The 25,975-nt window shown below is 71.2% G+C and carries 29 protein-coding genes; 26 read left to right on the top strand and 3 right to left on the bottom strand.

The genetic code is table 11. From position 1 onward, the window contains the following. Positions 1 to 69: 69 nt before the first annotated feature. Entirely contained in the window at positions 70 to 453 is a 384-nt protein-coding gene (locus tag OED52_RS11890; protein ID WP_264151096.1) for a helix-turn-helix domain-containing protein, read from the bottom strand. A gap of 132 nt (positions 454 to 585) precedes the next feature. On the opposite strand from OED52_RS11890, the gene hisD reads away from it, so the two are divergent. From hisD to hisI, 15 genes are all read left to right on the top strand, one after another. Continuing rightward, positions 586 to 1,908 (top strand): histidinol dehydrogenase, encoded by a 1,323-nt coding sequence (gene hisD / locus OED52_RS11885; RefSeq protein ID WP_264151095.1) that lies wholly within the window; start codon positions 586 to 588, stop codon positions 1,906 to 1,908. After that, positions 1,905 to 3,032: a histidinol-phosphate transaminase gene (locus OED52_RS11880; RefSeq protein ID WP_264151094.1), complete on the top strand. Its 1,128-nt coding sequence runs from the start codon at positions 1,905 to 1,907 to the stop codon at positions 3,030 to 3,032. Before hisD ends, OED52_RS11880 begins: the two co-directional genes overlap by 4 nt. After that, the gene (hisB, locus tag OED52_RS11875) at positions 3,029 to 3,643 is read left to right on the top strand and encodes an imidazoleglycerol-phosphate dehydratase HisB (protein ID WP_264151093.1); all 615 of its coding nucleotides are present in this window, start codon (positions 3,029 to 3,031) and stop codon (positions 3,641 to 3,643) included. Before OED52_RS11880 ends, hisB begins: the two co-directional genes overlap by 4 nt. A 3-nt stretch (positions 3,644 to 3,646) precedes the next feature. Continuing rightward, entirely contained in the window at positions 3,647 to 3,802 is a 156-nt protein-coding gene (locus OED52_RS11870; protein WP_264151092.1) for a hypothetical protein, read from the top strand. A 1-nt stretch (position 3,803) separates the two neighbouring features. After that, a complete protein-coding gene (locus tag OED52_RS11865) occupies positions 3,804 to 4,961 on the top strand; it encodes an MFS transporter (RefSeq protein WP_264151091.1) in 1,158 nt (385 codons plus the stop codon). 10 nt (positions 4,962 to 4,971) lie between these two features. Beyond that, complete coding sequence (hisH, locus tag OED52_RS11860; RefSeq protein ID WP_264151090.1) at positions 4,972 to 5,607, top strand: imidazole glycerol phosphate synthase subunit HisH; 636 nt, start codon at positions 4,972 to 4,974, stop codon at positions 5,605 to 5,607. Continuing rightward, positions 5,604 to 5,858, top strand: coding sequence for a hypothetical protein (locus OED52_RS11855; protein ID WP_264151089.1), 255 nt, complete (start codon positions 5,604 to 5,606; stop codon positions 5,856 to 5,858). The genes hisH and OED52_RS11855 overlap by 4 nt, the downstream gene beginning before the upstream one ends. A gap of 158 nt (positions 5,859 to 6,016) precedes the next feature. Further along, positions 6,017 to 7,096, top strand: coding sequence for an isopenicillin N synthase family dioxygenase (locus tag OED52_RS11850; RefSeq protein ID WP_264151088.1), 1,080 nt, complete (start codon positions 6,017 to 6,019; stop codon positions 7,094 to 7,096). Positions 7,097 to 7,176: 80 nt separating this feature from the next. Then, positions 7,177 to 8,259, top strand: a complete 1,083-nt coding sequence (locus OED52_RS11845) for an ABC transporter substrate-binding protein (RefSeq protein ID WP_264154674.1) — start codon at positions 7,177 to 7,179, stop codon at positions 8,257 to 8,259. Continuing rightward, complete coding sequence (locus OED52_RS11840) at positions 8,256 to 9,887, top strand: ABC transporter permease (RefSeq protein WP_264151087.1); 1,632 nt, start codon at positions 8,256 to 8,258, stop codon at positions 9,885 to 9,887. Before OED52_RS11845 ends, OED52_RS11840 begins: the two co-directional genes overlap by 4 nt. 1 nt (position 9,888) lies before the next feature. Next, a complete protein-coding gene (locus OED52_RS11835; RefSeq protein ID WP_264151086.1) occupies positions 9,889 to 10,677 on the top strand; it encodes an ABC transporter ATP-binding protein in 789 nt (262 codons plus the stop codon). 67 nt (positions 10,678 to 10,744) lie between these two features. Then, on the top strand, positions 10,745 to 11,479 hold the full coding sequence (priA, locus tag OED52_RS11830; protein ID WP_264151085.1) for a bifunctional 1-(5-phosphoribosyl)-5-((5-phosphoribosylamino)methylideneamino)imidazole-4-carboxamide isomerase/phosphoribosylanthranilate isomerase PriA: 735 nt from the start codon (positions 10,745 to 10,747) through the stop codon (positions 11,477 to 11,479). Positions 11,480 to 11,482: 3 nt separating this feature from the next. After that, positions 11,483 to 12,325 (top strand): inositol monophosphatase family protein, encoded by an 843-nt coding sequence (locus OED52_RS11825; RefSeq protein WP_264151084.1) that lies wholly within the window; start codon positions 11,483 to 11,485, stop codon positions 12,323 to 12,325. After that, positions 12,322 to 13,095, top strand: coding sequence for an imidazole glycerol phosphate synthase subunit HisF (gene hisF / locus OED52_RS11820; protein WP_264151083.1), 774 nt, complete (start codon positions 12,322 to 12,324; stop codon positions 13,093 to 13,095). Before OED52_RS11825 ends, hisF begins: the two co-directional genes overlap by 4 nt. Next, positions 13,092 to 13,454, top strand: a complete 363-nt coding sequence (gene hisI, locus OED52_RS11815) for a phosphoribosyl-AMP cyclohydrolase (RefSeq protein ID WP_264151082.1) — start codon at positions 13,092 to 13,094, stop codon at positions 13,452 to 13,454. Before hisF ends, hisI begins: the two co-directional genes overlap by 4 nt. A 72-nt stretch (positions 13,455 to 13,526) precedes the next feature. On the opposite strand, the gene OED52_RS11810 is transcribed toward hisI, so the two are convergent. Beyond that, positions 13,527 to 14,330: an IS5 family transposase gene (locus OED52_RS11810; protein ID WP_145690968.1), complete on the bottom strand. Its 804-nt coding sequence runs from the start codon at positions 14,328 to 14,330 to the stop codon at positions 13,527 to 13,529. A gap of 138 nt (positions 14,331 to 14,468) precedes the next feature. Between OED52_RS11810 and OED52_RS11805 the strand changes: the two genes are divergently transcribed. After that, positions 14,469 to 14,648, top strand: a complete 180-nt coding sequence (locus OED52_RS11805; protein ID WP_264151081.1) for a tautomerase family protein — start codon at positions 14,469 to 14,471, stop codon at positions 14,646 to 14,648. 60 nt (positions 14,649 to 14,708) lie between these two features. Here OED52_RS11805 and OED52_RS11800 read toward each other — a convergent pair whose 3' ends face one another. After that, positions 14,709 to 15,194, bottom strand: a complete 486-nt coding sequence (locus tag OED52_RS11800; protein WP_264151080.1) for a MarR family winged helix-turn-helix transcriptional regulator — start codon at positions 15,192 to 15,194, stop codon at positions 14,709 to 14,711. Positions 15,195 to 15,287: 93 nt separating this feature from the next. On the opposite strand from OED52_RS11800, the gene OED52_RS11795 reads away from it, so the two are divergent. From OED52_RS11795 to OED52_RS11750, 10 genes are all read left to right on the top strand, one after another. Continuing rightward, positions 15,288 to 16,064, top strand: coding sequence for a dioxygenase family protein (locus OED52_RS11795; protein WP_264151079.1), 777 nt, complete (start codon positions 15,288 to 15,290; stop codon positions 16,062 to 16,064). 45 nt (positions 16,065 to 16,109) lie between these two features. Then, positions 16,110 to 17,696, top strand: a complete 1,587-nt coding sequence (locus tag OED52_RS11790; protein WP_264151078.1) for an anthranilate synthase component I — start codon at positions 16,110 to 16,112, stop codon at positions 17,694 to 17,696. Next, positions 17,693 to 18,400: a TIGR02234 family membrane protein gene (locus OED52_RS11785; RefSeq protein WP_264151077.1), complete on the top strand. Its 708-nt coding sequence runs from the start codon at positions 17,693 to 17,695 to the stop codon at positions 18,398 to 18,400. Before OED52_RS11790 ends, OED52_RS11785 begins: the two co-directional genes overlap by 4 nt. Positions 18,401 to 18,481: 81 nt before the next feature. Continuing rightward, the gene (gene trpC, locus OED52_RS11780) at positions 18,482 to 19,291 is read left to right on the top strand and encodes an indole-3-glycerol phosphate synthase TrpC (RefSeq protein WP_264151076.1); all 810 of its coding nucleotides are present in this window, start codon (positions 18,482 to 18,484) and stop codon (positions 19,289 to 19,291) included. A gap of 133 nt (positions 19,292 to 19,424) precedes the next feature. Continuing rightward, complete coding sequence (trpB, locus tag OED52_RS11775) at positions 19,425 to 20,687, top strand: tryptophan synthase subunit beta (protein WP_264151075.1); 1,263 nt, start codon at positions 19,425 to 19,427, stop codon at positions 20,685 to 20,687. Continuing rightward, positions 20,684 to 21,487: a tryptophan synthase subunit alpha gene (gene trpA, locus OED52_RS11770; protein ID WP_264151074.1), complete on the top strand. Its 804-nt coding sequence runs from the start codon at positions 20,684 to 20,686 to the stop codon at positions 21,485 to 21,487. The genes trpB and trpA overlap by 4 nt, the downstream gene beginning before the upstream one ends. Continuing rightward, positions 21,484 to 22,578 carry a prolipoprotein diacylglyceryl transferase gene (gene lgt, locus OED52_RS11765; protein WP_264151073.1) on the top strand — a complete coding sequence of 365 codons (1,095 nt, stop codon included), beginning with the start codon at positions 21,484 to 21,486 and terminating at the stop codon, positions 22,576 to 22,578. Before trpA ends, lgt begins: the two co-directional genes overlap by 4 nt. Beyond that, complete coding sequence (locus OED52_RS11760) at positions 22,575 to 23,504, top strand: TM2 domain-containing protein (protein ID WP_264151072.1); 930 nt, start codon at positions 22,575 to 22,577, stop codon at positions 23,502 to 23,504. Before lgt ends, OED52_RS11760 begins: the two co-directional genes overlap by 4 nt. A 151-nt stretch (positions 23,505 to 23,655) precedes the next feature. After that, positions 23,656 to 25,077, top strand: a complete 1,422-nt coding sequence (gene pyk / locus OED52_RS11755; protein WP_264151071.1) for a pyruvate kinase — start codon at positions 23,656 to 23,658, stop codon at positions 25,075 to 25,077. Beyond that, positions 25,074 to 25,955, top strand: a complete 882-nt coding sequence (locus OED52_RS11750) for an acyl-CoA thioesterase II (protein ID WP_264151070.1) — start codon at positions 25,074 to 25,076, stop codon at positions 25,953 to 25,955. The genes pyk and OED52_RS11750 overlap by 4 nt, the downstream gene beginning before the upstream one ends. The last annotated feature ends 20 nt before the right edge of the window (positions 25,956 to 25,975 follow it).

Here is a 25,975-nt window from a genome sequence, read left to right as displayed (position 1 = left end):
GTGTATGGGGTGTTGACCTGCCCGGGCGCACTCCCGGGTCTCACACGCCGAGGGTAGGTGTGAGAATCGTCACTCGTCCTCGGGATCACGGCTTGCGCCACGTCGACGGCGCGCGATCGTCACCTCGCGGAACGCCTCGTACATCTCCTCGAGCGACCGCCGCTGCGCATTGGTCAGGTCCGGGTCCTCCCGGATCGCGCGCACGACCGCCGACTCGCGCTCCTCGCCGGGGGACAGGTGCGCCGCGAGAGTGTCTGCGGACAGGTGCAATTGCTCCGCGATCGCATGCAGCACCCGCTCGCTCGGCGCCCGCAGATTCCGCTCGATCTGCGACAGGTACGGGTTCGAGATACCCACCATCGCCGCGAGCTGCCGCATCGGCAGTTCGGCCAACTCGCGCTGACGACGGATCAGTTCGCCCAGCGTCGTGGGGCGCGACTCGTCCTCGTCCATGCCGACAGCATAAGGGGGTGAACCGGGCCCACCGGCGCCCCGGAGGAGCGGTGTAAGGGAGTGCACGCCGAGGCACACCCCGTCGTCGCGGATAATGGACGTCGATCCCTGTTCTGCGAGAGAGGACACCTCATGCTTGCCCGCACCGACCTGCGTGGTCGTACTCCCACCACTGCGGAGCTGAGGGGCGCGCTGCCCCGCGGCGGAGTGGACGTGGACGCGGTGCTCCATCAGGTCCGTCCCGTCGTCGACGACATCCGCGACCGCGGTGCCGACGCGGCCCTGGACTACTGCGAGAAGTTCGACGGTGTCCGCCCCGCCGCCGTGCGCGTCCCCGCCGCCGAGCTCGAGCGGGCCCTCGCCGAACTCGATCCGGCCGTGCGCGCCGCTCTCGAGGAGGCCATCGCCCGCACCCGCGTCGTGCACGCCGCACAGCGCCGCTCCGACGTCACCACCGAGGTCGTGCCCGGCGGCACCGTCACCGAACGCTGGGTGCCGGTCGAACGCGTCGGCCTGTACGTGCCCGGCGGCAACGCCGTCTACCCGTCGTCGGTCGTGATGAACGTCGTCCCGGCCCAGGCCGCCGGCGTCGAATCGCTCGTCATCGCCTCCCCGCCGCAGAAGAACTTCGGCGGCCTCCCGCACCCGACCATCCTCGCCGCCGCGGCGCTGCTCGGCGTCGACGAGGTGTGGGCCGTCGGTGGCGCCCAGGGGGTCGCGCTGCTGTCCTACGGCGGCACCGACACCGACGGCGCTGAGCTCGCCCCCGTCGACATGATCACCGGCCCCGGCAACATCTACGTCACCGCCGCCAAACGGCTGTGCCGCGCCGTCGTCGGCATCGACGCCGAGGCCGGCCCCACCGAGATCGCGATCCTCGCCGACCACACCGCCGACGCGGTGCACGTCGCCGCCGATCTCATCAGCCAGGCCGAGCACGACGTCATGGCCGCCTCGGTGCTCGTCACCACCAGCACCGAGCTCGCCGACGCCGTCGACACCGCCCTCGCCGCGCAGCTCGAGCTCACCAAGCACCGCGAGCGTGTCGCCACGGCACTGTCGGGCAGCCAGTCCGGCATCGTCCTCGTCGACGACATCGAGCAGGGCCTGAAGGTCGTCAACGCCTACGCCGCCGAGCACCTCGAGATCCAGACCGAGAACGCCTCCGAGGTCGCCGCGCGCGTCCGCTCGGCGGGTGCGATCTTCGTCGGGCCGTGGGCGCCGGTGTCCCTCGGCGACTACTGCGCCGGCTCGAACCACGTGCTGCCCACCGCCGGCTGCGCCCGGCACTCCTCGGGCCTGAGCGTGCAGACCTTCCTGCGCGGCATCCACGTCGTCGAGTACACCGAGGCCGCCCTGAAGGACGTCTCCGGTCACGTCATCACCCTCGCCGACGCCGAGGACCTGCCCGCCCACGGCGAAGCCGTCCGTCTGCGATTCGAGGCCCTGAAGTGACCGAGATCCCCGGCTCCCGCATCACCCTCGCCGACCTGCCGCTGCGCGAGAACCTGCGCGGCAAGTCGCCCTACGGCGCCCCGCAGCTGACGGTGCCCGTGCAGCTCAACACCAACGAGAACCCGCACCCGCCCACGCGGGCGCTCGTCGACGACGTCGCCGAGGCGGTGCGCGAGGCCGCCACCGAGCTGCACCGTTATCCCGACCGCGACGCGGTCGCGCTGCGCACCGACCTCGCCGCCTATCTCACCCGGCAGCACGGTGTGCGGATCGGCGTCGAGAACGTGTGGGCCGCAAACGGATCCAACGAGATCCTGCAGCAGATCCTGCAGGCCTTCGGCGGACCGGGCCGCAGCGCCATGGGCTTCGTGCCGTCCTACTCGATGCACCCGATCATCGCCGACGGCACCCAGACCGAGTGGCTGCCCACCTATCGCCGCGACGACTTCACCCTCGACGTCGACGCCTCGGTGGCCGCCATCCGCGACCGGCGACCCGACGTCGTGTTCGTCACCAGCCCCAACAACCCGACCGGCCACAGCATCCCGCTGGACCAGCTGCGCGCGATCCTCGACGCCGCCCCCGGCATCGTCATCGTCGACGAGGCCTACGTCGAGTTCTCCTCGCAGCCGAGCGCCCTGACGCTCATCGACGAGTACCCGGCGAAGATCATCGTCTCGCGCACCATGAGCAAGGCCTTCGCCTTCGCCGGCGGTCGCCTCGGCTATCTCGCCGCCGCCCCGGCGATGATCGACGCGCTGCTGCTCGTGCGCCTGCCCTACCACCTGTCGGTCATCACCCAGGCCGCCGCCCGCGCGGCGCTGCGGCACGCCGACGAGACCCTCGGCTCGGTCGCCGAACTGGCCGCCGAACGTGACCGGGTCGCCGCCGAGCTCACCCGCTTCGGCTACGAGGTGGTCCCGTCCGACGCCAACTTCATCCTGTTCGGCCGCTTCGCCGACGCCGCCGCCACCTGGCAGCGGTATCTCGACGAGGGGGTGCTCATCCGGGACGTCGGCATCCCCGGCTACCTGCGCACCACGATCGGCCTGTCCCACGAGAACGACGAGTTGCTGCGAGTGAGCGAGAAACTCGCCGCCACGGAAATCGAGGCATCCGCATGAGCGACCGCATCGCGCGCGTCGAACGCACCACCAAGGAGTCGAGCATCACCGTCGAGGTGAACCTCGACGGCACGGGCCGCACCGAGATCTCCACGGGCATCCCGTTCTACGACCACATGCTCACCGCGCTCGGCCAGCACGGCTGCTTCGACCTGACCGTCCAGGCGCAGGGCGACGTCGAGATCGACGCCCACCACACCGTCGAGGACACCGCCATCGTGCTCGGCCAGGCCTTCGGGCAGGCGCTCGGCGACAAGCGCGGCATCCGCCGCTTCGGCGACTGCTTCATCCCGATGGACGAGACCCTCGCGCACGCCTCGGTCGACGTCTCCGGCCGCCCCTACTGCGTGTTCACCGGCGAGCCCGACCACATGGTCCACTCGGTCATCGGCGGCTATCCCGGCGTGCCCTACTCGACGGTGATCAACAAGCACGTCTTCGAGTCGTTCGCCTTCCACGCCCGCATCGCGCTGCACGTGCGGGTGCTCTACGGCCGCGACCCGCACCACATCACCGAGGCCGAGTTCAAGGCGGTCGCCCGCGCGCTGCGCGAGGCCGTCGAACCCGACCCGCGGGTCAGCGGGGTGCCGTCGACGAAGGGCAGCCTCTAGTCCATGGATGTGGTGCTGACCTATCTGTGCTTCATCCTCGCAGGCCTCGCGGCCGGAGGAACCTGGTCGATGTGGAAGGCACGCAACACCCTGTTCGCGGGGGTGCTGCTGGCGCTGACCCTGCTGGCCGGTGTCGCCGGCATCCTCCGGTTGCTCTGACGTGGCGGACCGAGCGGGACTGTTCACCGTCCGCGGCCTGATTCCGGCGTGGTCGACGTCCGCGGCGGCCTTCGGCGGCTTCTCGCTGCTGCTGCCGGTGGTGCCGTGGGCGATCGCCGAGGCCGGGGGCAGCGACACCCTCGCCGGGTCGGTGACGGCGGTGTTCATGCTCACCACCGTGCTCACCCAGCTGGCGATGCCGCGGCTGCTGCGGTCCTTCGGGCACCGGGCGACCCTCGTCGCGGGCTGCCTGTTCCTCGGGCCGCCCTCGCTGCTGTTCCTGGTGTCCATGGCCCCGGCGTCGGTGCTGGGGATCTCCGCGCTGCGCGGGATCGGCTTCGGGATGATCACAGTCGCCGCTGCCGCGCTCGTCGGGGAACTGGCCCCACCGCGGCTGCTCGGCCGCGCGACCGGCATGCTCGGCATCGCGATCGCCGCCTCCCAGACCGTGGGGCTGCCCGCGGGTCTGGCGATTGTCGACCGGCTCTCCACCACCCCGGTGTTCGTGCTCGGCGCGGTGATCTCGTCGGCCGGTCTGCTCGCCGCGGTGCGCCTGCCGCGGCTCGCCGCCCGGCAGGAGAAGGCCGTGCGGAGGGTGCCGCCGCTGGTGCTGCTGTTCCCGATGGTCGCGGTCGGTGCCGGGGCCATCGCCTACGGCGGGCTCACTTCGCTGCTGCGCATCGCGGTCGAGGACCTGCCGGTCGCCGCGGCCCTCGCCGTGCTCAGCGCCTCCACGCTCGTCGGCCGGTACGGCGCCGGTGCGGTCGCCGACCGGATCGGGGCGGGCCGGATGCTGCCGGTCGGTCTCGCGCTGGCGGCGCTGGCGATGGTGCCCTTCGCTCTCGTCGCCGACGACCGCGGCGGCACCGTCGCGCTGGTCGGTGCGGCGGTGTGCTTCGGCGTCGGTTTCGGCATCGTGCAGAACGAGGCGCTGCTCGTCGCGTTCCGGCGGGCCGGGGCCGGCAACACCGGGTCGGCGAGCGCGGCCTGGAACATCGGTTTCGACGCCGGTACCGGCGCGGGATCGTTCGCGCTCGGTGCGGTGGCCGCCGCGGCCGGTTATCCGGCGGCGTTCACCGTCGCGGCGGTGCTGGTGCCGATCCTGCCGCTGCTCGCCCGACTGACCGGGCCGTCGGAGCGCCCCCGCCCCACCCCCTAGAATCGAGATCATGAGCGCAACCACGGTCGCCGTCCTCGACTACGGCTCGGGCAATCTCCACTCCGCCACCCGGGCCGTCGCCCGCACCGGCGTGCAGGTCGAGGTCACCTCGGATCCGAAGGTCGCGCTCGCCGCGGACGGACTCGTCGTTCCCGGCGTCGGTGCCTTCGACGCGTGCATGAAGGGCCTGCTCGCCGTCGGCGGCCACAAGATCATCGGCACCCGCCTCGCCGGTGGCCGCCCGGTGCTCGGTATCTGCGTCGGCATGCAGATCCTGTTCGAGCGCGGTGTCGAGCACGGCATCGAGACCGAGGGCTGCGGGGAGTGGCCCGGCACCGTCGAGCGCCTCGACGCCCCGGTGCTGCCGCACATGGGCTGGAACACCGTCGAGGCCCCGGCCGACTCGGTGCTGTTCGCGGGCATGGACCCCGGCACCCGCTTCTACTTCGTCCACTCCTACGCCGCCCGCACGTGGGAGCTCGCCGACCCCGAGCGTCTCGACCCGCCGAAGGTGACCTGGGCCGAGCACGGCGACAGGTTCGTCGCCGCCGTCGAGAACGGCCCGCTGTCGGCCACCCAGTTCCATCCGGAGAAGTCCGGCGACGCGGGTGCGCAGCTGCTGGAGAACTGGGTCCGCTCGTTGTGAGCAAGACGGGGCGCGGCCGGCCGGGCGGGGAGTTCTCCCTCGGCCGCCACGCCCTGATCTCCGTCGGTGCGGCCTCCTCGGTCCTGGTCGTCACCGCCGTCGTGGTCGTCGCGCTGCGGCCGGGCCCGGTGCTCGGGCTGGTCGTCGCGCTGGTCGGTATCGTCGCGGCCGTCGCGGTGATGGGGGTCGTGTCGACGCGCTCGGTCCGCCGGGCGTTCGGTCCCGGCAAGGACGACCGTTCCGAATCCTGACGCGCCCGACCGGGTTTCACCCCTGCTGCAGCGGGGGCGAACCTCGATCCGGCGCGCGAACTGCGGCTTTACGCAGACGGAACGAAACCGGACAAACCGGTAACATGTAGTTAATCTACGCAACAATATTCGTCATCGGCGTGCCCAACGATGAAACCGTGACGAACCCCAGCAGCACTCCCACCACCGTCGTGGACTCCCCGGTCCTCCTCGACGGCTACATCCCCCAGATCGACCTCACCCTCGCCCTCACCGGCGATCCCGCCGCCCGTGCCGCGGTCGGGCGGGCGCTCGACAAGGCCTGCCGCACCTCCGGATTCTTCGTGCTCTCCGGCCACGGCATCGACCGCGCCCTCATCGACCGGGTCCTCGACGCCACCCGCCGCTTCTTCCACGTCCCACTCGAACAGCGACGCCACCTTGTCGCCCCGCCCGGCGACGTGACCCTGCGAGGCCTGCGCCTGTTCCACGAGGGCCGCGTCAGCACCAAGGGTCGCGACGGCGCCAGCGCCGACGGCCTCGCCACCGGCCTCGACTCGCCGCCGGACCTGTGCGAGCTGTTCACCATGAACCGCGCCGGCGAACCCGGCGTCGCCGACACCACCGAACTCGCCGAGGGCGCCGAGGTGTGGACCCGTCCCAACCGCTGGCCCGACCTGCCCGGCCTCGAGGACTTCCGTCCGGCCTGGCTGGAGTACTACGGCGAACTCGAACACCTCGCGCTCGAGGTCATGCGGTTCTTCGCCCTCGGCCTCGAACTCGACGAGCACTTCTTCGACGGCCTGTTCGACAACCACCTCACCAACCTCTGCGCGAACTACTACCCGCCCATCACCACACCCCCGGTGGAAGGGCAGTTCCGCAAGTTCCCGCACACCGACTCCGGCACCCTCACGATCCTCTACCAGGACGAGGAGGGCGGCCTGCAGGTCGTCGACCGCTCCACCGGCGAATGGGTCGACGTGCCGTTCATCGAGAACTCGTTCGTCGTGAACATCGGTGACCTCATGGCCATCTGGACCAACAACCGCTGGGTCTCCACCCACCACCGCATCCTGCCCCCGCCGCCGGAGAAGTGGGACCGCGAACGCATCTCCATGCCGTTCTTCCACACCCCCAACTGGTCCGCGATCATCGAATGCCTGCCCTCGTGCACCGACGCCGACCACCCGCCGGTCCACGACCCGGTGCACTCCGGCGAATACCTCGAATACAAGGTCATCGGCCTCACCGCCTGAACCGTCCCCGCCCCACCCCCTGTCCCACCGCCGGTTCCCCCGCCGGCGGTCCTCCCGAGGAGTCCATCCACGTGACGACCATGCCCCGACGCGCGTTCCTTGCCCGCTCCCTCGGCGGACTGATCCTGCTCGGCAGCGGATCCGCGCTGCTCACCGCCTGCTCCGACGACGGTGACGATGGCACCGCTTCCGGCGGCGCGGGATCGGTCGCGTTCCGGCTGTCCTACACCCACTCGGTGTCCTTCGCCGGCACCTACCTCGCGATCGCCGACGGCTTCTACGCCGCCCAGGGCATCGACACGGTAGAACTGCTCGAGGGCGGGCCGACCGCCACCCCGACGCCGCTCGACGTCGGGGTGGGCAAAGCCCTGCTCGGGGTCGCCTCCACCCCCGACCAGGTCGCCACCGCGCGACTCAACGGGGGAGCGGCGGTGAAGATCATCGGGGCGCTCTACCAGAAGAATCCCTACGCCGTGACGTCGTTGGCGAGCGCCCCGATCCGCACCCCGCAGGATCTCGTCGGCCGCACCATCGGCGTGCAGGCCGTCAACGAGACCGTGTGGACGGCCTTCCTCGAGGGCGCCGGCATCGACCCCGCGTCGGTGACCACCGTCCCCGTCCAGTTCGACCCCTCGCCGCTGACCCAGGGCGAGGTCGACGGCTGGTTCTCCTTCGTCACCAACGAACCCGTCACCCTCGCCGCCGCCGGCTACGACGTCGAGACCCTGCTGCTCGCCGACAACGGCTACCCGCTCGTCGCCCAGGTGTACGTCGCCGACGAGTCGAACCTCGACGGCGACCGGCGCGCCGACCTCGTCAAGGCCCTCACCGCCGAGATCGAGGGCTGGATCGTCGCGGTGAAGAACCCCGAGCGGGCCGCGGAGATCACCATCGACACCTACGCCCCCGATCTCGGTCTCGACCTCGCCGTCCAGACCGAGATCGCCCGCATCCAGAACGGCCTGATCGTCACCGACGCCACCCGCAGCTCCGGATTGATGACCGTCACCGACGAGCTCGTCGCCCAGAACCTCGCGACCCTCGCCGCCTCCGGCCTCGACATCTCCGCCGACGAACTGTTCGACCTGTCGGTGCTGGCCGAGGTCTACGAGGCACGACCCGACCTCGCGACGGCGCTCGCCGACGTCGCGGTCGACGGATGAGCACCGCCGTCGCCGGTCCGGTGACCCCGGCGCGCCCCACCGGCGTGCCCCCGGCCCGGCGCGGTCCCCGCTTCCGGCTCGACCGCCGGGTCGTGTCCGGAATCGGGGGCTTCGCGGGCCTGCTGCTCGTGTGGACCTTGCTCGCCGTGGCCCGCCCCGCCCTGATCCCGACCCCGCTCGCGGTGCTCGCCGCCCTCGTCACCGACCGGGACCTCGTCCTCGCCAACACCCTCGACACCACGCGGGTCGCGGCGCTCGGCTGGCTGATCGGCAACGCCGTCGCGGTGACGCTCGGGGTGTTCGTGCTCGTCGTGCCGCGCCTCGAAGTGACCGTGCTGCGGCTGGCCGCCGTCGTGTCGTTCTTGCCGGCCCTCGCGATCGGGCCGGTGCTCTACGTGCTCCTCGACGGCGACGCCCCGAAGATCGTGATCTCGGCGCTCGGCGTCGTGCTCACCACCGTCGTGGGCACGGTCGTGGGCCTGCGCGCCGTGAGCCCGACCGTGCTCGACGTCGTCCGTGCCACCGGCGGCGGTCTCGGCGCCGAACTGCGCTTCGCCCGCATCCGCGCCGGGCTGCCCAGCCTGCTCGCGAGCCTGCGCATCGCCGGCCCCGCCGCGGTGCTCGGCGCCATCATCGGCGAATATCTCGGGGGTTCCGAGGGACTCGGCCCCGCCATGATGACCGCCCAGCAGCAACTCGACGTGCCCCTGACCTGGGCGCTGGCCCTCGCCGCCACCGCCGTGGCCGGTATCGCCTACGCCGTCCCCGCCGTGGTCAACAGGCTGACCTCCCCGTGGGCGTCCACCGTGTCCACCGGCTCGGTCACCTTCGGTCCGGTGAGCCGGCCGATGTCCGGGCCGCGCCGGATCCTCGCCGCCGTCGGCGGGCTCGTCGCCGCGGTGACGGTGACCCTCGCCGTGTGGTGGGCCGCCGTCGAACTGCTGCAGCCGAGCCCGATGGTGGCCAAGACCCCCCTCGACGTCGCACAGTTCCTGTTCACCGGCGATCGCGCCGCCGAGCACCGCGAGGTGGTGTTCGACGCGCTCGGGCAGACCCTGTCGTTCGCGGCGGTCGGCTATCTCGCCGGTACCGCAGCGGCGCTGCTGCTCGTCGCGCTGCTGGTGCGCGTCCCGGCCCTCGAATACGTCGCGATGCCCCCGGCGATCGTGCTGCAGTCGGTGCCCCTCGGCGTGTTCACCCCGATCTTCATGATCGTCTTCGGGCGCGGGCTGTTCACCGCCGCCGCCATCTGCGGTGCCGTCACTTTCTTCCCGACGCTCGTCATGACCCTCGCCGCCGTGCGCGCGGTGCCGAGCAGCGTCACCGACGTCTTCCGGGCGAGCGGCGCGAGCGCGACCCGCACCTTCCTGTGCGCCCAGGTCCCCGCCGCGCTGCCGGCCCTGCTCGCCGCAGCGCGGATCGCCGTGCCCGCCGCGGTCGTCGGTGCGCTGCTCGTCGAATGGCTCGCCACCGGCACCGGCCTCGGCTATCTGATGCTGCGCTCGACCACCACCTTCGCCTACGACCAGCTGTGGGCGGCGGTCGTGGCGTGCACCCTGACGATGATCGCCGCCTACACGATCGTGACCGCCCTGGAGTCCTGGGTGCTGGCACGGATGGGAGATTGACATGCAGAGCACCCCGGGCATCTCCGTCTCGGCGGTCCACAAGTTCTTCGACGGCCGCGGCGGCCGCGTCGAAGCCCTCACCGACGTGTCCTTCGACGCCCCCGCGGGCTCGTTCACCGCGATCGTCGGCCCGTCCGGCTGCGGCAAGTCCACCCTGCTGCGGATGCTCGCCGGCCTCGACGCCCCCACCACCGGCAGCGTGAAGGTGGCGGGGGAGGACCCCGACGTCGTGCGCCGCCGCCACGGCGTGGGCATCGCATTCCAGGACCCGGCGCTGCTGCCCTGGCGGTCCGTCGCCGCGAACGTCGCCCTGCCGCTCGCCGCGGCCGGCCGGTCCGATCCCGGCCTGGTCGCCGAACTCGTCCGGCTCGTCGGGCTCGGCGACTTCGCCGACGCCCGCCCCGCGCACCTCTCGGGCGGCATGCGCCAGCGCGCCTCGATCGCCCGCGCGCTCGTCTCGGAACCGGACATCCTGCTGCTCGACGAGCCGTTCGGCGCCCTCGACGACATGACCCGGCAGAACCTCAACGGCCTGCTGCAGGAGATCTGGACCCGCCGCGCCACGACCACCCTGCTCATCACGCACTCCATCGAGGAGGCCGTCTTCCTCGCCGACCGGGTGCTGCTGATGTCGGCGCGGCCCGGCCGCATCCGCGCGGACTTCGAGATCGACCTGCCGCGCCCCCGGCTGCCCGAGGTCAAGCGCACACCCGAGTTCCACCGTCTCTGCGACGCCATCTCCGACGCCCTGTTCTCCCCGGAGGGGCGGCTCGCTCCCGCGGGCCGCTGAGGCGCCGAGGAGGGCGGAGGGTGCGGCGTTTGGCGTCGTCACAGGTGCAGGCACTAATGTGTACGCAGTGAGCCTGGTCCTTTTGCCCGCAGTCGACGTCGTCAACGGTGAAGCAGTTCGCCTCGTTCAGGGAGAGGCGGGAAGCGAGACCGGATACGGCTCGCCCCGCGACGCCGCCCTCGAATGGCAGAACGCCGGCGCCGAATGGGTGCACATGGTCGACCTCGACGCGGCGTTCGGCCGCGGCGACAACCGTGCCCTCCTCACCGAGGTCATCGGTGAACTCGACGTGAAGGTCGAACTGTCGGGCGGTATCCGCGACGACGAGACCCTCGCCGCCGCCCTGGCCACCGGGTGCGCCCGCGTCAACCTCGGCACCGCCGCGATCGAGAACCCCGAATGGTGCCGCAAGGTCATCGGCGAGTTCGGCGACCGCATCGCCGTCGGCCTCGACGTCAAACTCCTCGACGGCCAGTGGCGGCTGCGCGGCCGCGGCTGGGTCTCCGACGGCGGCGACCTGTGGGAGGTCCTCGAACGACTCGAGCGCGACGGCTGCGCGCGCTACGTCGTCACCGACGTCAGCAAGGACGGCACCCTCACCGGGCCGAACCTCGACCTGCTGCGCGAGGTGTGCGCGGCGACGGACTCCCCGGTGGTCGCCTCCGGCGGCGTCTCGACCGTCGACGACCTGCGTGCCATCGCGACCCTCGTCGACGAGGGCGTCGAGGGAGCGATCGTCGGCAAGGCGCTCTACGCCGGCCGTTTCACCCTCCCCGAGGCGCTCGCCGCCGTCTCCGGCTGAGCGATGACCGACTCCGCGGACCTGCACCGTCTGCTCGCCGTCGCGAGCGACGTGCTCGACGAGGTCGCGGATCGTTTCGTCGCCGGCCACGGGGCACCCCGCTCCGTGGACAAGGGCCCGAACGACTTCGCCACCGACATCGACCTCGAACTCGAACGCCGCATCGGTGGGATGCTCACCGACCGCACCGGGATCGCGGTGCACGGCGAGGAGTTCGGGGGCCCGGCGGCGGACGAGGGCACCATCTGGCTGCTCGACCCGGTCGACGGCACCGTCAACTACTCCGCCGGACTGCCCATGGCGGGCATCCTGCTCGCCCTCGTCGACCACGGCGAACCCGTGGCGGGGCTCACCTGGCTGCCGCTGGCCCGGCAGCGGTTCGCCGCCGTCGCCGACGGTCCGCTGCTCGTCGACGGTGAACCCGCCGAGCCGCTGAGACCCGCGCGCCTCGAGGACGTCATGATCGGCGTCGGCAGCTTCGACATCGACAGTCGCGGCCGCGTCCCCGGCACCCGCCGGCTGGCGGTCATCACCGAACTGAGCCGGCGTGTCGCGCGGCTACGCATGCACGGCTCGACCGGCGCCGACCTCGCCTACACCGCTGTCGGTGCCCTCGGCGGCGCCGTGGTGTTCGGCCACCACCCCTGGGACAACGCCGCCGGTGTCGCGCTGGTCCGTGCGGCCGGGGGCATCGCCACCGACTTCGCGGGCCGGCCCTGGCGCATCGGCTCCGGATCGGTGGTCGCCGCGGCACCCGGAGTGCACGGCGAGATACTGGAGATAGTGCAATCGGCGACGGAGCAGTCCGTGGCGCAACAGTTGGGTTCCGAAGGAGATCGAACATGACACTGGCCGTGCGGGTCATCCCGTGCCTCGACGTCGACGCCGGGCGGGTGGTCAAGGGTGTCAACTTCGAGAACCTCCGCGACGCGGGCGACCCCGTCGAACTCGCCGCCCTCTACAACGAGCAGGGCGCCGACGAACTGACCTTCCTCGACGTGACCGCCTCGAGCGGCGACCGCAGCACCATGCTCGACGTCGTCACCCGCACCGCCGAACAGGTCTTCATCCCCCTCACCGTCGGTGGTGGCGTCCGCACCGTCGAGGACGTCGACCGCCTGCTGCGCGCCGGGGCCGACAAGGTCTCCGTCAACACCGCGGCCATCGCCCGGCCCGAGGTGCTCAAGGAGATGGCGGAACGGTTCGGTTCGCAGTGCATCGTGCTGTCCGTCGACGCCCGCACCGTGCCGGCCGACCAGGAACCCACCTCCAGCGGCTGGGAGGTCACCACCCACGGCGGCCGTCGTGGCACCGGCATCGACGCCGTCGAATGGGCGCGTCGCGGTGAGGAACTCGGCGTGGGGGAGATCCTGCTCAACTCCATGGACGCCGACGGCACCAAGAACGGCTTCGACCTGAAGATGATCGAGGCCGTCCGCAAGGCCGTGAGCGTGCCCGTCATCGCCTCCGGCGGTGCCGGTGCCGCCGAGCACTTCGCGCCCGCCGTGCACGCCGGCGCCGACGCGGTGCTCGCCGCCAGCGTCTTCCACTTCCGGGAACTCACCATCGCGCAGGTCAAGGACGCCATGCGCGCAGAAGGGATCACGGTCCGATGAGCGACATCCTCGATCCCGCGATCGCTGCGCGGCTCAAGCGCAACGCCGACGGCCTGTTCGCCGCCGTCGTCCAGGAACGCTCCACCGGGGCGGTGCTGATGATGGCCTGGATGGACGACGAGGCCCTCGCCCGCACCCTCGCCACCCGCAAGGCCACCTACTTCTCGCGGTCCCGGCAGCAGTACTGGGTCAAGGGCGAGACGTCCGGCCACACCCAGCACGTCCACGAGGTGCGGCTGGACTGCGACGGCGACACCGTGCTGCTGGTCGTCGACCAGGTGGGGGCGGCCTGCCACACCGGCACCCACACCTGCTTCGACACCGACGTGCTGCTCGAAGCACAGCCGATCGCCGAATAGCCCCCACACGCCCGGCGCTCCGCAGTACCGAGGTGCGGAGCGCGCCGTGACGGCTGCGACAATGAGGTTTTCTCACCAGGCCGGTGCTTGCAGGTGAAGAAGAACGAGAGCCGCAGCAGCGATCGAGCCGATCCTCCACGGACATAGACTGATTCGCTGCAGCGCCTTCCACCGGGTCTTCAGCAGCGCGTTCGCGCGTTCGGCCGGAGCACGCATCGCAGACAGCAGCGTGTTGCGGCAACGAGTGCCGATATCGAGATCACGGCCTTTCGTCGGGACGTGGACGCCGATCCCGGCACCGGTGTACCCCTTGTCGGCGAGGGTGGGCATCCCGCCGGCGGCAGCGTGGTAGAGGGCGCCGAGGATCCCGCCCCGACGAGCAGCGGTGAGGTCGTGCACCGAACCGGGGGCAACCTCGGACACCCAGATCGGGTAGCCGGTCGGATCGGTCAGGACCTGGACGTTGCCGCCGTGGCGGCGATGTTTACCCGAGTACCACACGTCGTGCCCGGACTCGGAACGCTCCCGGCAGCGAGTCGAGGCGATGAGGGTGCCGTCGAGACAGACATGCTCCCAGCCGGACTCGATCCCACGTTCGAGCACGTCGTGCAGGTCCGGGGCGTGCGCAGCGATCACGTCGATACCTTCGTGGAGATACCGGTAGGCGGTGGCCTGCGAGATGCGGGCATCGCGCGCCAGGGTGGCGACGTCGGTGCCGTCGCGGAACCACCGCAGCACCATCAGAGCCTGGACGTAGACGGTCGCGGCCCGCTGCCACGGCCGGCGATCGGTCCTGCGGCGGTGGGCAGCGAGGATACGGGCGACGAAGGTCAGGGTGTGCTCGGGCACGTCGAGCGTGGCACGATAGGTAATCACGTGGGGTCCTGCTCCGGGTTGCTTCTTGCTCGAAACAATCCCTACCAGGCAGGACCCCACGTCCTCTTTTCACGCCACACCGTTCGGATGTCTTTGCTGTCGTCGGTGACTCTCTGGTGAGAAAACCTCAATGCCTGCATGCCACTCATCCAGATCAGCCAGACGCCCGGCCTGACCGACGAACAGAAGGCGAACGTCATCGCCGCCGTGACCGCCGCCTACGCCGAAGCGGCCGGCAAGAACCCGTCGTCGGTGTGGGTGACGATCACCGAGGTGCCCCGCGAGAACTGGGGTGTGGGCGGCACACCCCTCGGCTGAGCCGTCTCAGGCCCGCCCGGTCCCGGCGGTGTCTCAGGCCCGCCCGATCCCGGCGGTGTCTCAGGCCCGCCCGATCCCACCCGCGATGGCCTTGTCCATCTGCTCGACCAGCGCCGCCCCGAGCCGGGCCAGTTCCCGGACCTGCTCGTCGTCGAGGCCGTCGAAGACCAGGCGCCGCACCGCCTCGACGTGGCTCGGGGCGGTCTCGACGACCTTCGCGTAGCCGGCGTCGGTGAGCACCGCGTACGAGCCGCGGCTGCCGGGGATCGGCTCCCGCTCCACCCAGCCGCGCCGGCCCAGCCGGGTGACCACGTGCGACAGCCGGGACAGCGACGCGTTGGCCTCCGCCGCCAGCGCGCTGAGCTGCACCCGGCGCTCGGGTGCCTCCGACAGCAACGCGAGCACGAAGTACTCGAAGTGCGTCATGTCCGAATCGTGCTGCATCTGGGTGTCCAGGGCGGCGGGCAACCGGGTGACGACGGAGACCAGTGAACGCCAGGCCGTCTGCTGGATCGGATCGAGCCACCGCGGGTCGTCGTTGCTCATGCTGGTCCTCGCTCGGGTCCGTGCCGGGGAATGGAATGGATGGCTCCGGGATTGTGGCCTATTATAGTTGAAGCTTCAACCTAGGGAGTCACATTGAGTACCGTACCCGCCCTGTTCCTCAGCCACGGCGCGCCGCCCCTCGTCGACAGCGAGCTGTGGGTGTCGCAGCTGCAGCGCTGGGCGGCCGACCTGCCGCGGCCCACCGCGATCCTCGTGGTCTCCGCGCACTGGGAATCCGCGCCGCTGACCATCGGCTCCACCACCACCGGCACCCCGCTCGTCTACGACTTCGGCGGGTTCCCGCGCCGCTTCTACGAGGTGACCTACCCGAGCCCCGGCGCGCCCGATCTCGCCCGGCAGGTCGCCGCGCTGATGCCCGACGACGAACGCGTCGTGCAGCAGCCCCATCGCGGACTCGACCACGGCGCCTACGTGCCCCTGACCGTGATGTATCCCGACGCCGACATTCCCGTCCTGCAGATCTCCCTGCCGAGCCTGGACCCGGAACGTCTGCTGCACCTGGGCCGTCGCCTGCGTCCGCTGCGCGAGCAGGGCGTGCTCGTCATCGGCTCCGGTTTCACCACCCACGGGCTGCCGTTCCTGCGCGACCCGCGTCCCGAGGCGCCCGCGCCCGGCTGGTCCGCCGAGTTCGACCACTGGACCGCCGAACAGCTCGCGCGCGGCGACGTCGACGCCCTGCTCGACTTCCGGCACCGCGCCCCCGGCATGCCCTACGCGCACCCCACCGTCGAGCACTTCGCGCCGCTGTTCGTCACCCTCGGTGCCGCCGACGAGCCCGGACGCGGCATCGATCAGGTCGTCGACGGCTTCTGGATGGGCCTGGCCAAACGGTCCTTCCAGGTCGCCTGACCGCCCCGTGCACCGTCCGGCGCCGTCCCTGGGATGATGGTGCGCATGTCCGGCGAGCCCACCACCATTCCCGCAGCCACCACCGACCCGACCCCCGGTGGTGGTTGGTCCGATACGACCACCACCCGCGAGCAGTTCCGGCAGCTGGCCGCCGAGCACCGCGTGGTCCCCGTGACCCGCAAGGTGCTCGCCGACGCCGAGACCCCGCTGTCGGCCTACCGCAAGCTCGGGGCGAACCGGCCCGGCACCTTCCTGCTCGAATCGGCCGAGAACGGCCGCTCGTGGTCGCGCTGGTCGTTCGTGGGCGCCGGCAGCCCCGCGGCGCTGACCGTCGTCGACGGTGAGGCCGCCTGGTACGGCACCGTCCCGGCGGGTGCCCCCACCGGCGGCAACCCCGTCGACGTCCTGCGCGAGACCCTGGACCTGCTGCACACCGACCGCATCCACGGCCTGCCGCCGCTCACCAGCGGCATGGTCGGCTATCTCGGCTACGACATCGTCCGGCACCTCGAGAAGCTGCCGGTGATCGCCGAGGACGACCTGCAGATCCCCGAACTGGTCATGCTCCTGACAACCGACATCGCGGCCGTCGACCACCACGAGGGCACCATCTGGCTCATCGCCAACGCGGTGAACTGGGACGGCTCCGACGAGCGCGTCGACGAGGCCTACGACGACGCCGTCGCCCGGCTCGACCGGATGACCGCCGCCCTGGCGGCCCCGGCCCCCGCCACGGTCGCCACGTTCTCCCGGCCCGAGCCCGCCTACCGCCGTCAGCGCACCACCGAGTCCTTCTGCACCGACGTCCGCAAGCTCATCGGCGACATCGAGGCGGGCGAGGCCTTCCAGGTGGTGCTCTCGCAGCGTTTCGAGATCGACTGCCCCGCCGAGCCGATCGACGTCTACCGGATGCTGCGCGCCTCCAACCCGAGCCCCTACATGTACCTGCTGCACATCCCGGGCCCCGACGGGGAGACCGCGTTCTCCATCGTCGGCTCGAGCCCCGAGGCTCTCGTGACGGTGTCCGACGGGGTCGCCACCACCCACCCGATCGCCGGGACGCGGTGGCGCGGCGCCGACGAGGAGGAGGACCTCCTGCTCGAGAAGGACCTCGTCAACGACGAGAAGGAGAACGCCGAGCACCTCATGCTCGTCGACCTCGGCCGCAACGACCTCGGCCGCGTGTGCACCCCGGGCACCGTCGAGGTGCACGACTACCGGCACATCGAGCGGTACAGCCACGTCATGCACCTCGTCTCCACGGTCACCGGCCGGCTGGCCGAGGGCAGGAACGCCCTCGACGCCGTCACCGCGTGCTTCCCCGCCGGCACCCTCTCGGGTGCCCCCAAGGTCCGCGCGATGGAACTGATCGAGGAACTCGAACCCACCCGGCGCGGGATCTACGGCGGCATCGTCGGCTATCTCGACTTCGCCGGCGACGCCGACACCGCCATCGCGATCCGCTCCGCCCTGATCAAGGGCGGTGTCGCCTACGTGCAGGCCGGCGCCGGCATCGTCGCCGACTCCGATCCGGACGCCGAGGACACCGAGGCCCGCAACAAGGCGATGTCCGCGCTCGCGGCGGTCGCCGCCGCGTCGACGTTGTCCAACTACGGCGGTGACGCACGGTGACCACCGAACCGCAGCCCGTCCCCGGCGATGCCCGGGCGGGTCGCCGGCCCACCGTCGTGGCCGCGGGACTGCTCGTGGTCGCCGCGGCGATGCTGTGGGGATCGAGCCGCATGACCTGGGTCGAGGCCGTCTCCTCCGACGGCCTCGGCGTCGACCGCGTACTCGCCCTCGTCGGCGGGCAGTGGGCCGCGGCCCTGACGCCGCTCGCGCTCGCGCTGCTCGCTGCCGTCGCGGCGGTCTTCGCGGTGCGGGGGATCGCGCTGCGGGTCGTGGCGGTCGCGGTGGCCGCCGTTGCGGTGGCCGCCGGGATCCCCGCCGTGCAGCTGCTGGCCTCCGGCGCGGACCCCGAGTCGGTGGCGCGCATCGCCGAACTGCCCGACCGCGCGGAGGTCACCGCCGTCGACGTCTCCGCCGCGCCCGCCCTGCTGGCGTTGCTGGGGACGCTGGTCGCTCTCGTGGCGGCCGTCGCGGTCTGGCGGACCCCGCGGGAGAAGGCCGGGCTCTCGTCGCGCTACGACGCCCCTGCCGCCCGCCGCGAGGCCGCGACACGGCGCGACGACTCGGACGAACCCGTCACCGAGCGGGTCCTGTGGGATGCGCTCGACGCGGGGGAGGACCCCACCGTCGACCCGCACGATCCTGCGGAAAACGGGGACGACGAGGGCGAGCCGGGTGAATCGGGTACCCGGCGACGACCCTCGTAACCGCGACCACTAGGCTCGGATCAATCCGATGAGGTTAATCACATCGGATTTGAGCCAGGGTGGGAAAGGACTCGAGCCACGATGACAGTTCTCGACTCGATTCTCGAGGGAGTACGAGCCGATGTCGCCGCCCGTGAGGCGGCCGTCGACTTCGCCTCCGTCAAGGCAGCAGCTGCGAGTGCGCCCCCGCCGATCGACGCCAAGGCCGCCCTGCGCGAGCCCGGCATCGCCGTCATCGCCGAGGTCAAGCGCGCCAGCCCCTCCAAGGGGGCGCTCGCCGACATCCCGGATCCGGCCGAGCTCGCCAAGGCCTACGAAGCCGGGGGAGCGCGTGCGATCAGCGTGCTCACCGAGGAACGCCGCTTCCACGGCAGCCTCGCCGACCTCGACGCGGTGCGCCGCGCCGTGCGGATCCCGGTGCTGCGCAAGGATTTCATCGTGGGTCCCTACCAGATCCACGAGGCCCGCGCCCACGGCGCCGACATCGTGCTGCTCATCGTGGCCGCCCTCGAGCAGACCGTGCTGACCGCCCTGATCGACCGGGTCGAGTCGCTCGGCATGACGGCGCTCGTCGAGGCTCACACCGAGGAGGAGGCCGACCGCGCCCTCGAGGCCGGCGCGACCGTCATCGGCATCAACGCCCGCAACCTCAAGACGCTCGAGGTCGACAAGACCACCTTCTCGCGCATCGCCCCCGGGCTGCCGAGCAACGTCCTCAAGATCGCCGAGTCCGGTGTGCGCGGCCCGGCCGACCTGCTCGCCTACGCGGGCGCCGGTGCCGACGCCGTGCTCGTCGGTGAGGGTCTGGTGACCAGCGGCGATCCGCGCCAGGCCGTCGCCGAGCTGGTGACGGTGGGCACGCATCCGTCGTGCCCCAAGCCCGCTCGCTGAGCGTCACCCCCCGTGGATCGGGCATCACGGGCGACGCGGACCCGGGCGTGATCCGCGTCGCCCCGTGCGGCAGACTGACAGAGTGACTGCAGACGATTCCGCACTTTCCGCCAAGGGGCGAGGGCTTCCCTCGATGAGCGAGGCCCTCGCCACCCCGACCGCGCACGAACCCGACACCCGTGGGCACTTCGGAGTCTTCGGTGGCCGCTATGTGCCCGAGGCGCTCATGGCGGTGATCGAGGAGGTCACCGCCGCCTACGAGAAGGAGCGCGTCGACCCCGGCTTCCTCGCCGAACTCGACCGTCTGCAGCGTGACTACACCGGTCGCCCCTCCCCGGTCTACGAAGCCACCCGCCTGAGCGAGCACGCCGGCGGCGCCCGCATCTTCCTCAAGCGCGAGGACCTCAACCACACCGGCTCCCACAAGATCAACAACGTGCTGGGGCAGGTGCTGCTCGCCAAGCGCATGGGCAAGACCCGCGTGATCGCCGAGACCGGCGCCGGCCAGCACGGCGTCGCCACCGCCACCGCGTGCGCGCTGCTCGGTCTCGACTGCCGCGTCTACATGGGCGAGGTCGACACGAAGCGCCAGGCCCTCAACGTCGCCCGCATGCGACTGCTCGGCGCCGAGGTCGTCGCCGCCAAGACCGGCTCGCGCACCCTCAAGGACGCCATCAACGAGGCGATGCGCGACTGGGTCACCAACGCCGACAACACCTACTACTGCTTCGGCACCGCCGCCGGACCGCACCCCTTCCCGGCGATGGTCCGTGACTTCCAGCGCATCATCGGCCTCGAGGCGCGCGCCCAGATCCGGGCCCTCACCGGTCGACTGCCCGACGCGGTCGTCGCCTGCGTCGGTGGCGGATCCAACGCCATCGGCATCTTCCACCCCTTCATCGACGACGTGTCCGTCAAGCTCGTCGGTTGTGAGGCCGGCGGCGACGGTGTGGAGACCGGCCGCCACGCCGCGACCATCGGCGGCGGCACCCACGGCGCCCTGCACGGCGCGTTCTCCTACCTGCTGCAGGACGAGGACGGCCAGACCATCGAGTCGCACTCCATCTCCGCCGGCCTCGACTATCCGGGCGTCGGGCCGGAACACGCCTGGCTCGCCGACACCGGCCGCGCCGAGTACCGCGCGGTCACCGACAGCGAGGCCATGGAGGCCTTCTCGCTGCTGTGTCGCACCGAGGGGATCATCCCCGCCATCGAGTCGGCACACGCCGTCGCGGGCGCCGTGAAGCTCGGCGCCGAACTCGGCAAGGGCGCCATCGTCCTCGTCAATCTCTCCGGCCGGGGTGACAAGGACGTCGACACCGCTGCCAAGTGGTTCGGTCTCCTCCCCGACGACGAGACCACCGAGGCCGCACGCACCGAAGGAGCAGCACAGTGAGCGCCCCGCACGAACGCCTGTCCGAGATCTTCGCGACCTGCCGCGCCGAGAACCGCGCCGCGCTGGTCGGCTACCTGCCGGTCGGCTACCCGACGGTCGAGGGTTCGATCGAGGCCATGAAGACGCTCGTCGAGGGCGGCTGCGACCTCGTCGAGGTCGGCATCCCCTACAGCGACCCGGTCATGGACGGCACCACCATCCAGAACGCCGCGGTCGAGGCGCTCGCCAACGGTGTGCGGGTGCGCGACGTGTTCCCCGCCGTCGAGGCGATCACCGCGGCCGGCGGCGCCGCCGTCGTGATGACCTACTGGAACCTCGTGCTCAAGTACGGCATCGAGAACTTCGCCCGTGACCTCGCGGCCGCCGGTGGTCTCGGCATCATCACCCCGGACCTGATCCCCGACGAAGCGGAGGAGTGGATCGCCGCTTCCGACAAGTACGGTCTCGGCCGCATCTTCCTGGTGGCTCCCTCGTCCACCAACGAGCGTCTCGTCAACACCCTCGACCAGTGCCGCGGCTTCGTCTACGCCACGTCGACCATGGGTGTCACCGGCGCCCGCGACAGCGTCGACAACCGCGCTCCCGAACTCGTCGCGCGGGTGCGTGCACACTCGGACATCCCGGTCGGTGTCGGACTCGGCGTGCGCAACGGCGAGCAGGCTGCGGAGATCGCCGCCTACGCCGACGGGGTCATCGTCGGCTCCGCGCTGGTCACCGCCGCCGGTGAGGGACGCGACGCGCTCCTGGCACTCACGCAGGATCTCGCGAAGGGCGTTCGCTCCGCTAACGTGCACTCGTGACATCGACTGCGTCTGTACTGGCCTATCTGCCGAGTCCGTCGCAGGGCGTCTGGTACGTGGGGCCGCTCGCCCTGCGTGCCTACGCCCTGTGCATCATCGTCGGGATCGTCGTGGCGATCTGGTGGGGCGAGCGCCGCTGGGTCGCGCGCGGCGGGCAGCCCGGCACCGTGCTCGACGTCGCCGTGTGGGCGGTGCCCTTCGGTCTGATCGGTGGCCGGCTCTACCACGTGCTCACCGACTGGCAGAAGTACTTCGGTGCCGGCGCGAGCCCCGTCGACGCCCTGAAGATCTGGCAGGGCGGTCTCGGCATCTGGGGAGCCGTCGCGCTGGGCGCGGTGGGTGCGTGGATCGGCTGCCGCCGCCGCGGCATCCCGCTGCCGGCCTTCGGTGACGCCCTCGCCCCGCCCATCCTGCTGGCCCAGGCCATCGGTCGGCTCGGCAACTGGTTCAACCAGGAGCTCTACGGCGGGGAGACCACCCTGCCGTGGGGACTCGAGATCTACGAGCGCCGCAACGACGCCGGGCAGGTCGCCCCCGGCCTGGTGGACGGGGTGTCCACGGGCGAGGTCGCCTTCGTCGTGCACCCGACCTTCCTGTACGAGCTGCTGTGGAACGTCGCGGTCGTCGTGCTGCTGGTGCTGATCGACCGCCGGTTCACGATCGGCCACGGCCGCCTGTTCGCCCTCTACGTGGCGGGTTACTGCGCGGGCCGCTTCTGGATCGAGCTGATGCGCACCGATCCCGCCACCGAGATCGGCGGCATCCGGATCAACAGCTTCATCTCCGGCATCGTGTTCGTCCTCGCGGTCGCGTACGTGATCTTCGGCCGCAAGGGCCGGGAGGATCCCGCGAGCCTGAGCCCGGCCACCGCCACCGAGGGCACGGCCGAGGCGGCGCCGACCGCCGACGAGAAGGCTTCCGACGGGACCGAGGCGAAGGACTCCGGCGAGACCGAGGTGAAGACCGACGCCAAGGCGGAGGTGAAGACGGGGGAGCGCGCCGCGAAATCCGGCTCGCCCGATGCGTCCGCATCCGCCGGTAGAGTCGACGACGCCAGCACGTCCGGCGAGAGCGAAGGGGATCATTCGTGACGACACAGGACCCGGGGGAAGCGTCGGGAAAGCCCGACGCGGAGTCGACGAAGCCGGACCTGCGCAAGAGTTCCGACAACGGGACGTCGGTGCCCGAGCAGAACCCGGCGCCCGAGCAGAACCCGACCGTCGGCCTGAACAAGGGATCGGACACCGCAGCGCCGGAGCACGATTCGTCCACCCGGCCCCTGGATCTGGGCCGCACCTTCGACTACGACGCCACCGCCCAGGCGTCGCTGTCGGAACAACCGCCCACCGCCGAGACCCTCGGCGGGGCCACCGGCACCCCGGGGCCGGGCTGGGACACCTACTCCGGTGTCGGCAACGGCCCCGGCTGGGGCACCACCCCGAGCTACCCGCCGCCGGCGGACCACCAGTCCGACTATCCGCCGCCGGGCGACTACCCCTACGGCGAGCAGGGCGCGACCGGAGCGGGTCCGGTCTACGGCACACCCGACCCGCAGTACCCGATCGGATCACCCCCGCCCGGACAGCCCCCGCAGGCACCCTCCGGCGGCCCGACACCGCCGCCCGCCTACGGGCAGGCACCCACGGGCGCGTCGCCCTACGGGCCCACGGGCGCGTCGCCCTACGGGCCTCCGCCCGGCCCACCCTACGGGCCGCCGGCCGGCTACGGTCCCGCCTCGATGTACGGCTTCGCCGACCCGTCCGCGCCCTACGGCCGCGACCCCTACACCGGTGAGCCGTACTCCGACAAGAGCAAGGTCACGGCCGGCGTGCTCGAGATCCTGCTCGGCGCGTTCGGTGCCGGGCGGTTCTACCTGAACCAGCCGGGTCTCGCGGTCGCACAGATCGCCGTCACCTGGCTCACGTGCGGCATCGGCGGTATCTGGCCGCTGATCGACGGCATCCTCATGCTCACCGGCAAGGTTCGCGACGAGTACGGACGCCCGCTGCGCCCTTGAGGCGCCACCGGCGCCGTGCCCTTGAGGCGCCACCGGCGCCGTGCCCCCGAGGCATCCCTCCCGGTGGTCGCGTGCCGCCCGTTTCCGGCGGGCGACACGCGACCCGGGGACCGGAATGGAGGGTGAGCGCGGTGACGACTAGGCTCGAATCGTGACTCGACGCACCAAGATCGTTTGCACCATGGGGCCGGCCACAGCCGACCCCGACGTCCTGCGGAAACTGGTCGACGCCGGTATGGACGTCGCCCGCCTGAACTTCAGCCACGGAGAACACTCCGACCACGAGGGCCACTACAACCGGGTCCGCGCGGCCGCGGAGGAATCCGGGCACGCGGTCGGCATCCTCGCCGACCTGCAGGGTCCCAAGATCCGCCTGGGACGCTTCGCCGAGGGAAGCACGGTCTGGGAGCACGGGGAGGTCGTGCGGATCACCGTCGACGACGTCGACGGTGATCACGACCGCGTCTCCACCACCTACAAGCAACTCGCCCAGGACGCCGTGGCCGGCGACCGACTGCTCGTCGACGACGGCAAGGTCGGTCTGGTCGTCGAGGCGGTCGAGGGCAACGACGTCGTCTGCCGCGTCACCGAGGGTGGCCCGGTCAGCAACAACAAGGGCGTCTCGCTGCCCGGCATGAACGTCTCCGTGCCGGCGCTGTCCGAGAAGGACATCGAGGACCTCGAATTCGCGCTGCGCCTCGGTGTCGACTTCATCGCACTGTCGTTCGTGCGGTCCCCGGCGGACATCGAACTCGTCCACGAGGTGATGGACCGCGTGGGCCGCCGCGTCCCGGTGATCGCCAAACTCGAGAAGCCCGAAGCCGTCGAGAACCTCGAGGCCGTGGTGCTCGCCTTCGACGCGGTGATGGTCGCCCGCGGCGACCTCGGTGTCGAGCTCCCGCTCGAAGAGGTGCCGTTGGTGCAGAAGCGCGCGATCCAGATCGCGCGTGAGAACGCCAAGCCCGTCATCGTCGCGACGCAGATGCTCGAGTCGATGATCGAGAACTCGCGGCCCACCCGCGCCGAGGCCTCCGACGTCGCCAACGCCGTCCTCGACGGCGCCGATGCCGTGATGCTCTCCGGTGAGACCTCCGTCGGCAAGTTCCCCGTCGAGACGGTCCGCACCATGGCCCGCATCATCGCCGCGGTCGAAGGTGATTCCACGGAAGTGCCTGCGCTGACGCACGTTCCGCGCACCAAGCGCGGCGTCATCTCCTACGCCGCCCGCGACATCGGCGAGCGGCTCGACGCGAAGGCGCTCGTCGCCTTCACCCAGTCGGGCGACACCGTGCGCCGCCTCGCGCGCCTGCACACCCCGCTGCCGCTGCTCGCCTTCACCCCGGTGCCGCAGATCCGCAACCAGCTGGCGCTGACCTGGGGCACCGAGACCTTCTCGGTGGAGCCGGTGGACACCACCGACCAGATGGTCGAGCAGGTCGACGCGGCGCTGCTCTCGCTCGGGCGGTACCAGCGCGGCGACCTCGTCGTCATCGTCGCCGGTGCGCCTCCGGGACGCTCCGGCTCGACCAACCTGATCCACGTGCACCGCCTCGGTGAGAAAGACACCCGGTGACGCAACCGGGCACGGATCTCGACGTCCTCCTCGACCTGCTCGACCTCGATCAGGTCGAGGAGAACGTCTTCCGCGGTGAGCATCCGGCACAGGTCGCGAGCCGCACCTTCGGGGGGCAACTCGTCGCGCAGGCGATCGTCGCCGCGGGACGCACGGTGGGGGACCGGCCCGTGCACGCCGTCAATGCGCACTTCATCCGCGGCGGCGACGTGAAGCAGCCGATCGACTACCACGTCGTCACACACCGTGACGGGCGCGATTTCGCCAACCGCATGGTCACCGCCTACCAGGACGGGCAGGAACTGTTCGTCATGCTCGCCGCCTTCCAGCGGTGGGGCAAGGGTCTCGAACACTCGGTGACCGTTCCGGAAGTGCCACTGCCCGAAGCGCTTCCGCCGCTCGGTGAACGCCTGCGCGGATTCGAGGACAAACTGCCGCATTTCGTCGGCGCCCTCAAACCCATCGACATGCGGTACGCCAACGACCCCGCCTGGGTACTGCGCGACAGCGGCAAGACACTCGGGCACAACCGTGTGTGGATGCGCGCCGACGGCGACCTGCCCGACGATCCGTTGCTGCACGTCGCGACTCTCGGCTATGCCTCGGACACCACCGTGCTCGACTCGATCCTCACCACGCACGGCCTGTCCTGGGGCCTCGACCGCATCGTCGCCGCCACCGTGAACCACTCGATCTGGTTCCACCGGCCGCTGCGCTTCGACGAATGGCACCTGTACGCGACGGAGTCCCCGGTCGCCGCCGGGTCCCGCGGCATGGCGACGGGCCGCTACTTCACGCTCGAGGGTGAACTCGTCGCGACCGTCGTGCAGGAAGGGCTCATCCGCCACTTCCCGCCGCGGCGCCCGGTCGGGGAGTGACGGGACCGCGGCCGGGTGAT

The organism is Rhodococcus sp. Z13, from assembly GCF_025837095.1.
GTDB lineage: Bacteria > Actinomycetota > Actinomycetes > Mycobacteriales > Mycobacteriaceae > Rhodococcus > Rhodococcus sacchari.
This window is presented reverse-complemented; position numbering and strand designations above follow the sequence as displayed.